This window comes from Rhizobium sp. 21-4511-3d (assembly GCF_053522545.1).
This window is the reverse complement of the sequence record NZ_JBNWCF010000013.1, coordinates 76,311-89,018: the sequence shown is the minus strand read 5'-3', so window position 1 is coordinate 89,018 and position 12,708 is coordinate 76,311. Positions and strand designations below refer to the sequence as shown.

The following is a 12,708-nucleotide window of genomic DNA, read 5'->3' as shown; positions in this document are numbered from 1 at the left end:
CTTTCAGCGTTTGGCGCCGGCAAGCGGCAGCCAGCTATGAGCCTTGAATGGGGCGCCGCGCGTCTCCTCGGTGAAGACGGCAATGCCGGAAATCGGAAGCGGCCGGCCGGTGAAGGCGGCAAAGCGCTGTTCCAGGATCGATTTCATCAGCGCGGAGCGCTCGTCAGGAACCTGTCCGGTCAGCGTCATGTGGAAGGCGAAGTCGTCCATGACGTAGGGATAGCCCCAGCGCATCAGATTGGCGCGCTGGCTTTCCGTCAGCTTCTCGGGTTTGCGCCGGGCAATGTCGGCCTCCGAAAGGGCGGCACGAAACGGCTCGAAGGACTTTACCACGCTTGCGGCGAAATCCTGAAGCGGCTGATGCAGCGCGCCGGGCACGAGCGCGAAGAAGCGGCCGAGTTGCCCGAGCACAAGTTCGGGAATCTCGAAGGCCGGCGTGCGCGCCGCAAAATCCTCGACCACAGTCATCAGATCCTTTTCCGTCACCGAAGCGGCAAGCGCAAAGGGCGCCTTGATCGTCGCGTGGAAGCCGTAGCGGCGGGGATCGGCGGTCAGCTCGAACTGCTCCGCGCCGGGCAGGCCGGGCTCTTCGGGAGCCGGGTAAGTTTCGTCAGAAAAGGCATCGCGGCCGAGCCATTCTGCAGCGGCGCGCGTCAGGGAATCATCCTGCGGCGGCGAAAAATAGAGGGCGTATCGCAAAGGTCTTATCCCGGAAAAATGTCTGAGGCAGGGGTCGCAATGTCAGTGATTTGACCGCGGACTGCAAGCTTGCTTCCGGCTAAAAGATTTCCGTGACAGAATGATGATGACGCCGTGGCGCCATCATCTTTTTAATGCGTCTTGGTGCCCATCAGCCGGTGGCGCAGCGCGTTCGAGGCCATGTCGAACAGGAAGACGACGATCAGGATCAGGATGACCATGTAGGCGACGTTTTCCCAGTTGGAATTCGTGCGCATCGCTTCCCAGAGCTTGAGGCCGATACCGCCGGCACCGACGGCGCCGATGATCGTCGCGCCACGGACATTCGATTCCCATTGGTAGAGCGTCTGGCTGACGATCACCGGAACGATCTGCGGCATGACACCGTAGCGGTGAACGAGCATCGTCGAGGCGCCCGTCGACTTGATGCCTTCGCGCGGCTTGTTGTCGATGTTTTCGAGACCTTCGGAATAGAGCTTTCCGAGCGTGCCTGTCTCCGTCAGGAAGATCGCGCCGGAGCCTGCAAGCGGGCCGGGGCCGAAGGCGCGAGTCAGGAACAGCGCCCAGATCAGCATGTCGACCGAGCGCAGGAAGTCGAAGAAGCGCTTCAGAATCTGGTTCAGCAGCCGGTTCGGCGTGATGTTGCGGGCGGCCAGGAAGGCGAGCGGGAAGGCCGCCAGTGAGCCGAGCAGCGTGCCGAGGAAGGCCATCACGATCGTCTGGAAAAGTTTGGTCCAGACGTCGCCATGCTGCCAGGCCGAGTTGTTCCAGATATTGTCGAAGGCGAGCGACAGGTTCGACTGGCTGGGGTCGAGACGCGGGCCTGACACGATCAGGCTTGCGACTTCACCGGCCGGCTTGTCGAAGAACGGCGAGTGCGTGTCGAAGACAAAGTTTGCCCATCCAAGGAAACGCTTGCGCACCTTCACGCGGTCCGATGCGATGCTGACGTCGCCTGCAAAGCCAAGGTCGGCAAGCACGTTGTCGTCATAGACAGTCATCCAGGAGGGCACTTCGCCGACGACCTTCGGCTGGCCCGACGACAGGTCGACAGGAACGCTGATGCCGTGCGCCGTCACCGTCGTCATAGCTTTGGTGACCACGACAGTGCGGTTCGTGCCGCTGACGAAGACGGTGACGCTGCCGGGCTCGTTCTTCACCCATTCCGGATGCGGATCGTCGCCGAGCGGCGAGAAGCGCGGATAGCGGGTCTCGATCGAGCCGTCGTCCTGAATGCGGAATTCGGGCTGAACGTCGTAGCTCACCCACTGGCTCATATAGATGCCGACGCGCTCCCAATGGGCCTCGGCCAGCAGCTTCGGCAGATCGAAGAACCAGACGGCATACATGCCATAAAGCAGCGTCGCGATGACCGCGAGCAGGCCGCCGAAGCGCTGGCGGAAAGAACGATGGAAATATTCGGGATAGCGCGCCTCGATCTCGTGCATCCGGTTTGCGTCGATAACCGTCATGGCGGGCCTCAATGTTGCAGAAGGAAAGCGTGCTCGCCAACCAGGCGGCGGCGCAGCCATGCGGAGAACTGGTCGACCGCAACGATGGTGATGAAGAGCAGCAGCACGAGAGCGACCGTCTTGGCGCCGAAGCCGCGCGAGATGGAGAGCTTCAACTCTTCGCCGATACCGCCGCCGCCGACCGCGCCGATGATGGTCGAGGCGCGCACGTTGATCTCCAGACGCAGCAGCGCATAGGAGGCGAAATTCGGCAGAACCTGCGGCATGGCGGCGAAGCGCACGCGCTCCAGCCAGTTGGCGCCGACCGCCTTCATGCCCTCATCCGGCTTCATATCGATATTCTCGACGACTTCGTAGAACAGCTTGCCGAGCGCGCCGATCGTATGCAGCGACACGGCGATGATGGCGGCGACCGGGCCGATAGACAGGATGGCAGAGAACAGGCCGGCGATAACGATCTCCGGGAAGGCGCGCAGGAATTCCATGACGCGCTTGGCGAAGACGCGCAGCGGCCAGTTCTTGGTGAGGTTGCGAGCTGCGAAGAAGCTCAGCGGCACCGCAAAGATGAAACCGATGATCGTCGATACGAGAGCGACGTTGATCGTGATGATCATCAGCTCGAAATATTCAGGGATATAGAAATCGCCGAAAACGTAGACCCGGCCCTTGGCGAAGTTGAACTCCTCGCCGCCCTTGTCGTTCGGGCTCGCAATATCGAACAGCGCGCGCCAGACGTCGTGCCAGTCCTTGGGAATGAGCCAACTCAGGAAGTCGAAGAGATGCGGAAGGCGGTCGAAGAAATGGCCGGCATTGCTCTCGTCGGCAAAGCGGACGGAGCTTACGAAGGCGATCAGCAGCAGGACGAGGCCGATGCCGGTGTAGAGACGGCGGCGAGACACCATGCGGCCCCAGGCATCGCCGATATCGCGGCTGCTCTGCTGGAGTTCGGGCGTGTGGGTCCGGGAATCGGCAAGGGTCATGGGGTCGTCCGCTTCTTCGCAGGAAAAAGGGCGGCCGATGACGGCCGCCCCCGATGAATGCAGGTCGATCAGCCGCCGATGGCAGCCTTACGAACGTCTACAACGGCGTTGTAGAATTCGTGCGTAACCGGGGCGTAGCCCTTGTAGTCGCCGCCTTCGATGGCGGTGAAGCACTTGTGGTCCTTCTCCGGCAGCGCCGTGAAGAAGGCGGCCAGCTTCTTCTGCCACTCTTCGCCGAGCTCGTTGCGAACGACGAGCGGGCCGTTCGGGATCAGCGGCGAGCGCCAGACTTCGACGAGCTTGTTCGGATCGACGGCACCCTTGTCTACTTCCTTGCGGAAGGTACCGGAGGTGTAGCCGTCCTTGAAATCGCCGATGCCCGAGCTGTCGTCGACAGCAACGTCGACCTTGCCGTCATAGGCAGCGAGAAGGTTGTTCTCGTGGCCGCCGTTGAACTGCGTGGAGGCGAAGAACTGGTCGTTCGGCATGCCCGTATCCTTCGGGATCTGCGTCAGCGGAACGAGGTAGCCCGAGGTGGAGTCCGGATCGGCGTAGCCGAGCTTCTTGCCCTTGGCGTCGGCGATCGTCTTGATGCCGGAGGACTTCAGAGCGAGACCGATCGAATAATAGCCGGTCGAGCCGTCCTTCTGCTGTGTCGTCAGGATCGGGGTAACGGCCTTTGCGTCCTTCAGGTAGACGGCTGCGTAGCCGGAAGCGCCGAGTTCTGCGAAGTCGAGCGTGCCGCCGAGGAGGCCCTGGATAACGCCGTCATAATCGGCGGCCGGGAAGAGCGAAACCTTCTCGAAGCCGAATTCCTGCTTCAGGTGGTCGGCGAGGCAGGCGTAGTTACGCAGACGGTCGGTTTCGTTTTCGCCGCCGAGAATGCCGACGCGGAATTCCTTAAGGTCTGCAGCATGCGAGACGCCGGCCAGCGCGAAAAGCGCCGTCGCGGCAAAGAGTGCTTTCTTCAACATGGTACTCTCCTGATTGACCGGTGTCCCCGGTGGTCTCTCTGTTACGAAGAACTGTGCCCTTGACGCGGGCGGTCGATCGCAGCCGTCTCGCTCAGAGACCGGCCAACGCCAGCGGTTGTAGGCCGGCGGATTGATGGGCGGCAGCTGCCGCAGGAATGTTGATCGAGGTCGAAGTCATGGTTTCGTCGATGCCGGCGCCGTCCTTGTCGGTACCGTAGATTTCCTTGACGGCCTCGGCGGTCAGATCGGCCGGCTTGCCGTCGAATACGACGCGCCCGCCGGCCATGCCGACGATCCGCTCGCAATAGCTGCGCGCCGTGTCGAGCGTGTGCAGGTTGGTGATGACGGTGATGCCTTCGCGCTCGTTGATGTCGCGCAGTGCGTCCATGACGATCTTGGCGTTGAGAGGGTCGAGCGAGGCGATCGGCTCGTCGGCGAGAACCATCTTCGGCTTCTGCATCAGGGCACGGGCGATTGCCACACGCTGCTGCTGGCCGCCCGAAAGCGTACCGGCAAGCTGCAGCGCAGTCTGCTCGATGCCGAGGCGCTCAAGAGCGGCGATCGCATGGATGCGCTCTTCGCGGCTGAAGATGTTGAGGAGCGAAAGCATCGTCGGGCGATGGTTCAGGCGGCCGAGCATGACGTTGGTCAGGACATCGAGACGCGGCACGAGATTGAACTGCTGGAAGATCATCGCGCAGTCGCGCTGCCAGTTACGGAGAGCCTCGCCACGCAGCGAGGAGACTTCGACGCCGCCGAAACGGATGGAGCCGGAGGTCGGCTCCTGCAGGCGATTGATCATCCGCAGAAGCGTCGATTTGCCGGCGCCCGAACGGCCGATAATGCCGACCATCTGACCCTGGGGAATATCGAGCGTTACGGAATCCACTGCCAGCTTGTTGCCAAAACGGCGGGTGACATTCTTCAGCTTGAACATCATGCTCTTCCTTGCAATCCAGGGCCTTCGTCTCGGAGTGCATTAGTCCTGCTTGATGAACCTCCAATGTCAGTTTTGTGTAATGACTGTCATAAAGGGCGCCGGCGAAGGTGCTTTACGCACCATGCCGGCTAAGGAAATCTTCGGCCGAAAGCGCGCGGAAATCCTCGAGCGCCGAACGCAATTTCGAATGCTCCCAATCCCACCAGGCAAGCTTGTCCATCCGCTCGCCGACACCCTTCGCAAAACGCTCGCGAATGAGCTTTGCGGGAACGCCGCCGACGATCGTGTAGGGGGCAACATCCTTGGAGACCACGGCGCCCGCACCGATCACCGCACCGTTGCCCACGGTCACGCCGGGCAGGATCGTGGCGCCATGCCCGATCCAGACATCATGGCCGATGGTGACGCGGTTGGAGCGGCGCCACTCGAAGAATTCCGTCTCCATGTCGGCATCCGGCCAGTAGTCGGTGGCGCGGTATGTGAAGTGGTGCAGTGTCGCCCGCCACGTCGGATGGTTGGTGGCGTTGATGCGCACCGCGGCGGCGATGTTGACGAACTTGCCGATCGTCGCACACCAGATCGAGCCATCCTGCATGATGTAGGAATAGTCGCCGAACTCGACCTCGCTGATCCGGCAACGCTCCGAGATTTCGGTATAGCGGCCGAGCGTGGCATCGCTGACCGATGCCGTCTCGTGGATGTAGGGCTTTTCGCCGATTTTCCGGGTCATGCCGCAATGGCCTTTCTGGGAGAGAACTTCTGGACGTCGAGAATGCGGTCGGCAGCCGCCTCGCGCACTTCCTCGTCATGGAAGATGCCGAGCAGGGCGACGCCCGCCTTCTTCTTCTCGGCGATCATGCCGACGACGACGGCACGGTTGGTGGCGTCGAGCGAAGCCGTCGGCTCGTCGAGCAGCAGGATCGTGTGATCGGTGATGAAGCCGCGGGCGATGTTGACACGCTGCTGCTCGCCACCGGAAAAGGTCGCGGGCGGCAGCTGCCAGAGGGCCTCAGGCAGATTGAGTTTCGTGAGAAGCTCGGCTGCCTTTTCGCGGGCATCGCTCGCGGGCACACCGCGCGCGACGAGCGGTTCGGCAACGACATCGATCGCCGCAACGCGCGGTACCGTGCGCAGGAACTGGCTGACATAGCCGAGCGAGCGCTTGCGCACATCGATGATCGTGCGCGGATCGGCCGAGGCGAGATCGACGACGCGGCTCTGGTGGTTGACCAGGATCTGGCCGGTATCGACGGCATAGTTGCCGTAGATCATCTTCAGGAGCGAGCTCTTGCCGATGCCCGAGGGGCCGCCGAGCACGACGCATTCGCCGGCTGCAACGGAGAAGGTGACATCCGAGACGACCGGCAGCTTGATGCCGTCGCGCAGATGCATTGTGAAGCTTTTTGCGACTTCCGAAACGACGAGTGGCGTTGCCATGGTCACACCTGCAGGATGGAGGAAACGAGAAGCTGGGTATAGGGCTCGCGCGGATCGTCGAGCACGCGGTCGGTCAAACCGTGCTCAATGACATTGCCGTCCTTCATCACCATCATCCGGTGCGATAGCAGGCGCGCGACCGCGAGGTCATGGGTCAGGATGATCGCCGCGAGGCCGAGATCGTTGACGAGGCCGCGGACGAGATCGAGCAGGCGGGCCTGAACCGAGACGTCGAGACCGCCGGTCGGCTCGTCCATGAAGACCAGGCGGGGGCCGGTCACCAGGTTGCGGGCGATCTGCAGGCGCTGACGCATGCCGCCGGAAAAGGCGCGGGGCTGGTCGTCGATGCGTTCGGCATTGATTTCGACGCGCTCCAGCCAGTCGATAGCCGTCGAGCGGATCTTACCATAATGCCGGTCACCGATCGCCATCAGCCGCTCGCCGACATTGGCGCCGGCCGAAACCGTCATGCGCAGGCCATCGGCCGGGTTCTGGTGCACGAAGCCCCAGTCGGTGCGCATCAGGAAGCGGCGCTCGGCCTCGTTCATGCGATAGAGGTCGCGATAGCTGCCGTCGCGCATGTGATACTCGACACTGCCGGTCGTCGGCATCAGGCGCGTCGAGATGCAGTTGAGCAGCGTCGTCTTGCCGGAGCCGGACTCACCGACGATCGCCAGGACTTCGCCCGGCCAGAGCTCGAAGGAGACGTTCCGGCAGCCGATGCGGTTGCCATAGAACTTCGAGACGTCGTTGACTTTGAGAAGCGGTGTTTCGGTCATTCCGCAGCCTCCTTGGGCGCAAGCATTTCGCCGGCATGGCCGTGTTCGCGGCGGTCTTCGCAATGGTCGGTATCGGAGCAGACGAACATGCGCCCGCCCTTGTCGTCGAGAATGACTTCGTCGAGATATACCTCTTCGGCGCCGCAGAGCGCGCAGGGCTTGCCGAAGCGCTGGATCTCGAAGGGGTAGTCCTCGAAGTCGAGGCTGACGACTTCCGTATAGGGCGGCACCGCATAGATGCGCTTCTCGCGCCCGGCACCGAAGAGCTGGAGGGCATCCGACATGTGCATCTTCGGATTGTCGAATTTCGGGGTCGGCGACGGGTCCATGACATAGCGTCCCGCAACCTTCACCGGATAGGCATAGGTCTTGGAGATGCGGCCGTTATGGGCGATGTCCTCGTAGAGCTTCACATGCATGAGGCCGTACTCCTCGAGCGCATGCATCTTGCGGGTCTCGGTCTCGCGCGGTTCGAGGAAGCGCAGCGGCTCGGGGATCGGCACCTGGTAGACCAGCACCTGGTTGGTGCCGAGCTTTTCCTCGGGAATGCGGTGACGCGTCTGGATGATCGTCGCATCCTTCGTATGCGTGGTCACCGCGACATTGGCGACCTTCTGGAAGAAGGCGCGGATCGAGACGGCATTGGTCGTGTCGTCGGCACCCTGGTCGATGACCTTCAGCACGTCATCGGGACCGATGATCGAGGCCGTCACCTGAACGCCGCCGGTGCCCCAGCCGTAAGGCATCGGCATTTCACGGCTGGCGAAGGGCACCTGATAGCCGGGAATGGCGATCGCTTTCAGGATCGCCCGGCGGATCATCCGCTTCGTCTGCTCGTCGAGATAGGCGAAATTGTAGCTGGCAAGATCGGTCATTCTGCTGCTTCCTTCATTGCTTCGCCATTGTTGCGGCTTGCCTCGAAGTCACGGCGCATGCGGCGCACGAGATCGAGTTCGGCCTGGAAGTCGACGTAATGCGGCAGTTTCAGATGCTCGACGAAGCCGGTCGACTGGACATTGTCGGCATGCGAGATGACGAATTCCTCGTCCTGCGCCGGTGCAGTGACGTCCTCGCCGAGCTCGCCGGCGCGCAGCGCGCGGTCGACCAGCGACATCGACATTGCCTTGCGCTCGCTCTGGCCGAAGACCAGGCCATAGCCGCGGGTAAACTGCGGCGGCGCCTTGGCCGAACCCTTGAACTGGTTGACCATCTGGCATTCGGTGACCTGGATGGTGCCGAGAGAAACGGCAAATCCGAGTTCGGGAACGTCGAACTCTACCTCGACTTCGCCGATGCGGATTTCGCCGGTGAAGGGGTGGTTGCGGCCGTATCCGCGCTGCGTCGAGTAGCCGAGCGCCAGGAGGAAGCCTTCGTCGCCGCGGGCCAGCGCCTGCAGGCGCAGATCCCGGCTCATCGGGAATTCCATCGGCTCGCGCGTCAGGTCGCCGATCTCGTGATCTTCAGGCATCGAACCATCGTCTTCGATCAAGTCTTCCTGGCCGAGGATTTCGGAGACGCGGATGAAGCGGCCGGTTTCGGCCTGGCGCTGAGCCGGCTCTTCAACCTCTTCATCCGTCAGCAGCGACGGGTCGAGCAGGCGGTGCGTATAGTCGAAGGTCGGGCCGAGCAGCTGGCCGCCCGGAAGGTCCTTGTAGGTCGCCGAGATACGGCGCTCGATCGTCATGCGGCTCGTGTCGAGCGGTTTCGAGTAACCGAAGCGCGGCAGTGTCGTGCGGTAGGCACGCAGCAGGAAGATCGCCTCGATCATGTCGCCGCGCGACTGACGAACGGCAAGCGCCGCCAGCGTCCGGTCGTAGAGCGACGCCTCGGCCATGACGCGGTCGACGGCAAGCGCCAGCTGCGCGACGATCTGCTCGATGCCAATTGCCGGAAGCGAACGGTCACCGCGGCGGCGGTCGGCGAGCAGGCGATGGGCATTGGCGATGGCGGCCTCGCCACCTTTTACAGCAACATACATGGTTCACATCTCCGTTGCGGTGATCTTGGTGGTGCGCGGCAGGCAGAGGAAACTGCTGCCTGCGGCAAGCACGATGTCGACACCGCGGGGGAAGAGGACGCGGTTCTCGTTCCAGAGGCGGATGAAGGTCTCCGGCAGTCCCACCGGTGCGATTTCCGTCACGGTCTTGATACCCGGTCCCATCAGCGCCAGCGCCTTGCCGCCGTCGAGCGCAGCAATCTCGATGACAACCGTTGTCGAACGGTCGGGATATTCCTGCGTGCCCGGAGCGAAGAGGCCAAAAGTGGAGAGCGCCATGCCGCTGTCGACAAAGGCGAAACGCGCCTCGGCCTTTTCGGTGGTGACGGTCGCGCCCGTGTGAAAGCTCAGCCAGCCCGGTACGGCAGATTTGTTGAGGGCAGGCGAAAGCCATACCGGCGTGTCATGATCGCAGAGCGTCAGCGCGATGGCGCCGGCCGCGGCACCCATGGGCGCAGGCGGGGCAGCATCTGGCGACAGCGTCTGGATCGAGCCTGGGCGGGCCATGGCATCCATCATCGCCTTGAAGACGCTCTGGGCCTGGAAGACCGGCTCGGCAAAGCCGCCGGTCAAAGTATCGTTCCTGAGTTCCATCAGTCGTCTCCGCGAACCATGGTGAAGAAGTCGACGCGGGTTGCAGCCGTCTCTTCTGCTTTCTGCTGCGTCGCGCCGGCAATGCGCTCGGCGATCGGTTGAAGCAGCCTTTCCTCGACGAATGCGTTGGTTGCCTCTTCCTGCCGGAGAGCGTCGAAGATCGCGCAAAGCCGCGCCTTCTTGCGATCGGTGCCCAGCGATTGACCATGGCCGACAGTGCCGCTGGCCAGCCGGATCGTTGCGCGCGTTACCGTGACTTCGCCGAGATTGAAGGCCGAGCCGCCACCGCCGATGCGGCCGCGGACCATCACCAGTCCCGTTTCCGGGCCGCGCACCGCCTGAACCTCCGGCTTGTTCGCAAGCGCCTCCCAGGCGTCATTCAGTTCGGCAAGCTCGGAGCGGGCGAGAAGATCGACCACTCTCTTCCTGCCGTCGGCCGCCTCGATTTTCTCTGCTGGTTTCATCGCCACATCCTTCGAAATGTCTATTGATATAGACAACCATACAAGATATAGCTACGCTTAAATCGGGGACATGACAAGCGTGTGACATGGCAGGGGTGAAATGGCTGGGCTGAAGCAGGTACAGAGGCAGACGGGGGTGGCGCTATGGCGCCAGATAGCGGATCGCATTCGCGAGGCAATCACCCGCGGCGCCTATGATGAAACCGGCATGGTGCCGCCGGAAACGGCGCTCGCCGAACAGTTCGGCGTCAACCGGCATACGGTTCGAAGCGCCCTTGCGGCGCTGGCTCAGGAGGGAATCGTCCGCGCCGTGCAGGGCCGCGGCACGCTGATCGAGCGCCGGGAGCGGCTGAACTTTCCGATCAGCAAGCGTACGCGCTTCACCACAGGCATCAGCGGCCAGGCCAGGGAAACGCGCGGCTTCCTGCTGGCGGCCGCCGAGGAGTCCGCCGACGCAGAGGTCGCCCGCTGGCTGAAGATGCGCGCCGGCGATGCGGTCATCAGGCTGGAAACGACGCGGGAGGCTGACAAGCGCCCGGTTTCACGGGCAACGAGCTGGTTTCCGGCTGCGCGCTTCGCCGATATCGCCGAAACCTACCGCAAGACGGAATCGATTACCAAGGCCTTCGCGCTGCTCGGCCTGCAGGACTACGTCCGTGCAACGACCGAGATCACTGCCGCGCATGCGGACGCCGGAGACATTGCCGATCTGGAGCTGACGCCGGGTGCGATCCTGCTGATCACCAAGGCGATGAACACCGATCTCGACGGCGTTCCCGTGCAATATTCCATCACCCGCTTCGCCGCAGACCGAGTACAATTCACCATCGAAAACTAAAAAAGCCGGGCACTTGGCCCGGCTTTCTGATTGATGCGAATCCGGCTCAGTGAGCGCCGGACATGTCGCCGAGCACTTCCTTGGAAGCGACGGTGGAATCGGCCTTCAGCTTGTAGACCATCGGAACGCCGGTCGCGAGGTTGAGCTCGAGAACCTGCTCGCGGGTCAGGCGGTCGAGCACCATGACCAGCGAACGCAGCGAGTTGCCGTGAGCCGCGACGAGAACCTTCTCGCCACGCAGAACGCGCGGCAGGATTTCCGTCAGGTAGTAGGGCCAGACGCGGGCGCCGGTGTCGCGCAGGCTTTCGCCGCCCGGAGGCGGGACGTCGTACGAGCGGCGCCAGATATGAACCTGCTCCTCGCCCCACTTGGCGCGGGCATCATCCTTGTTGAGGCCGGAGAGATCGCCGTAGTCGCGCTCGTTCAGCGCCTGATCCTTGATGGTCTGCAGTCCCTGCTGGCCGACCTTGTCGAGGATGAGCTTAAGCGTGTGCTGCGCGCGGGTCAGCGCCGAGGTGTAGGCGACATCGAACTTGATGCCGTAATCGGCAAGCGCCTGGCCGCCGGCCGTCGCTTCCTGGATGCCGAGCTCGGTCAGATCAGGATCTTTCCAGCCGGTGAAGAGGTTCTTCAGGTTCCAGTCGCTCTGGCCATGCCGAACGAGAACGAGTGTGCCGCTCATAAAAGTCTGCCTCCGTAAGGATTATTGTGAAGAGAGCCCGAGGACATCGAGCATGGAATAGAAACCCGGCTTCTTGTCGCGCGCCCAGAGCGCTGCCTTGATGGCGCCGCGGCCGAAGATCGAGCGGTCGGCCGCGCTGTGCGACATCGAAACGATCTCGCCTTCGCCGGCAAAGAGCACCGAATGCTCGCCGATCACCGAGCCGCCGCGCAGCGTGGCAAAGCCGATCGTACCGGCTTCGCGCGCACCGGTATGGCCATCGCGGACCCGGACCGATTGCGTCTTCAGATCGACATCGCGACCCTTGGCAGCGGCCTCGCCGAGCAACAACGCCGTACCCGAGGGCGCATCGACCTTGCGCTTGTGGTGCATTTCGAGAACTTCGATATCCCAGTCCTCGGGCGAGAGCGCTCGGGCGGCCTGCTCGATGAAGACGCTGAGAAGATTGACGCCAAGGCTCATATTGCCCGACTTGACGATCCGCGCATGGCGCCCGGCCGCCTGGATCTTGGCATCGTCGGCATCCGAGCATCCGGTCGTGCCGACCACATGGACGATGCGCGCTTGTGCTGCCAGTCCGGCAAATTCTACGCTTGCCGTCGGCGAGGTAAAGTCGAGGACACCTTCGGCATGCAGGAAGGCGGCGAGCGGATCGTCGCCGATGATCACGCCATTCGGCCCGAGCCCGGCAAGCTCGCCCGCATCGCGTCCGACGAAGGGCGAGCCCGCGCGCTCGATCGCCGCATGCAGCGTCACGCCATCGATGGAATCGATCAGCCGGATCAGCGTCTGGCCCATGCGCCCTGCTGCCCCAACCACAACCAGTTTCATAGCAGCGTCGCTCATGTCCTCA

15 protein-coding genes are annotated in these 12,708 nt (G+C 62.9%); 1 reads left to right on the top strand and 14 read right to left on the bottom strand.

Annotated elements, in window-relative coordinates; translation table 11 throughout:
* Positions 1-3: 3 nt before the first annotated feature.
* The 12 genes from ACQZ5H_RS25165 to phnG form a co-directional block, all read right to left on the bottom strand.
* Positions 4-699: a DUF1045 domain-containing protein gene (locus tag ACQZ5H_RS25165; protein ID WP_449099272.1), complete on the bottom strand. Its 696-nt coding sequence runs from the start codon at positions 697-699 to the stop codon at positions 4-6.
* A gap of 131 nt (positions 700-830) precedes the next feature.
* Complete coding sequence (gene phnE / locus ACQZ5H_RS25160; RefSeq protein WP_449099271.1) at positions 831-2,171, bottom strand: phosphonate ABC transporter, permease protein PhnE; 1,341 nt, start codon at positions 2,169-2,171, stop codon at positions 831-833.
* 8 nt (positions 2,172-2,179) lie between these two features.
* Positions 2,180-3,151, bottom strand: coding sequence for a phosphonate ABC transporter, permease protein PhnE (gene phnE / locus ACQZ5H_RS25155; RefSeq protein ID WP_199629844.1), 972 nt, complete (start codon positions 3,149-3,151; stop codon positions 2,180-2,182).
* Positions 3,152-3,219: 68 nt separating this feature from the next.
* Positions 3,220-4,125 (bottom strand): phosphonate ABC transporter substrate-binding protein, encoded by a 906-nt coding sequence (phnD, locus tag ACQZ5H_RS25150; RefSeq protein WP_112714136.1) that lies wholly within the window; start codon positions 4,123-4,125, stop codon positions 3,220-3,222.
* 91 nt (positions 4,126-4,216) lie between these two features.
* Positions 4,217-5,062, bottom strand: a complete 846-nt coding sequence (gene phnC / locus ACQZ5H_RS25145; RefSeq protein ID WP_449099270.1) for a phosphonate ABC transporter ATP-binding protein — start codon at positions 5,060-5,062, stop codon at positions 4,217-4,219.
* 115 nt (positions 5,063-5,177) lie between these two features.
* Complete coding sequence (locus ACQZ5H_RS25140; RefSeq protein ID WP_449099269.1) at positions 5,178-5,795, bottom strand: DapH/DapD/GlmU-related protein; 618 nt, start codon at positions 5,793-5,795, stop codon at positions 5,178-5,180.
* Positions 5,792-6,502, bottom strand: a complete 711-nt coding sequence (gene phnL, locus ACQZ5H_RS25135; protein ID WP_449099268.1) for a phosphonate C-P lyase system protein PhnL — start codon at positions 6,500-6,502, stop codon at positions 5,792-5,794. Before phnL ends, ACQZ5H_RS25140 begins: the two co-directional genes overlap by 4 nt.
* A 2-nt stretch (positions 6,503-6,504) precedes the next feature.
* Entirely contained in the window at positions 6,505-7,281 is a 777-nt protein-coding gene (phnK, locus tag ACQZ5H_RS25130) for a phosphonate C-P lyase system protein PhnK (RefSeq protein WP_449099267.1), read from the bottom strand.
* Positions 7,278-8,156 carry an alpha-D-ribose 1-methylphosphonate 5-phosphate C-P-lyase PhnJ gene (locus tag ACQZ5H_RS25125; protein ID WP_199629839.1) on the bottom strand — a complete coding sequence of 293 codons (879 nt, stop codon included), beginning with the start codon at positions 8,154-8,156 and terminating at the stop codon, positions 7,278-7,280. Before ACQZ5H_RS25125 ends, phnK begins: the two co-directional genes overlap by 4 nt.
* Positions 8,153-9,259: a carbon-phosphorus lyase complex subunit PhnI gene (locus ACQZ5H_RS25120; protein ID WP_449099266.1), complete on the bottom strand. Its 1,107-nt coding sequence runs from the start codon at positions 9,257-9,259 to the stop codon at positions 8,153-8,155. Before ACQZ5H_RS25120 ends, ACQZ5H_RS25125 begins: the two co-directional genes overlap by 4 nt.
* Positions 9,260-9,262: 3 nt before the next feature.
* Complete coding sequence (phnH, locus tag ACQZ5H_RS25115) at positions 9,263-9,871, bottom strand: phosphonate C-P lyase system protein PhnH (protein ID WP_449099265.1); 609 nt, start codon at positions 9,869-9,871, stop codon at positions 9,263-9,265.
* Positions 9,871-10,335, bottom strand: a complete 465-nt coding sequence (phnG, locus tag ACQZ5H_RS25110) for a phosphonate C-P lyase system protein PhnG (RefSeq protein ID WP_449099264.1) — start codon at positions 10,333-10,335, stop codon at positions 9,871-9,873. Before phnG ends, phnH begins: the two co-directional genes overlap by 1 nt.
* 100 nt (positions 10,336-10,435) lie before the next feature.
* Here phnG and phnF point away from each other — a divergent pair, with 100 nt between their 5' ends.
* Positions 10,436-11,173 (top strand): phosphonate metabolism transcriptional regulator PhnF, encoded by a 738-nt coding sequence (gene phnF / locus ACQZ5H_RS25105; RefSeq protein ID WP_449099263.1) that lies wholly within the window; start codon positions 10,436-10,438, stop codon positions 11,171-11,173.
* Positions 11,174-11,219: 46 nt separating this feature from the next.
* Here the strand turns inward: phnF and ACQZ5H_RS25100 are convergent, their stop codons facing one another.
* Complete coding sequence (locus ACQZ5H_RS25100; protein ID WP_199629834.1) at positions 11,220-11,855, bottom strand: 2,3-bisphosphoglycerate-dependent phosphoglycerate mutase; 636 nt, start codon at positions 11,853-11,855, stop codon at positions 11,220-11,222.
* Between the two features lie 21 nt (positions 11,856-11,876).
* Positions 11,877-12,701: a 4-hydroxy-tetrahydrodipicolinate reductase gene (dapB, locus tag ACQZ5H_RS25095; protein WP_203429814.1), complete on the bottom strand. Its 825-nt coding sequence runs from the start codon at positions 12,699-12,701 to the stop codon at positions 11,877-11,879.
* Positions 12,702-12,708 lie beyond the last annotated feature (7 nt).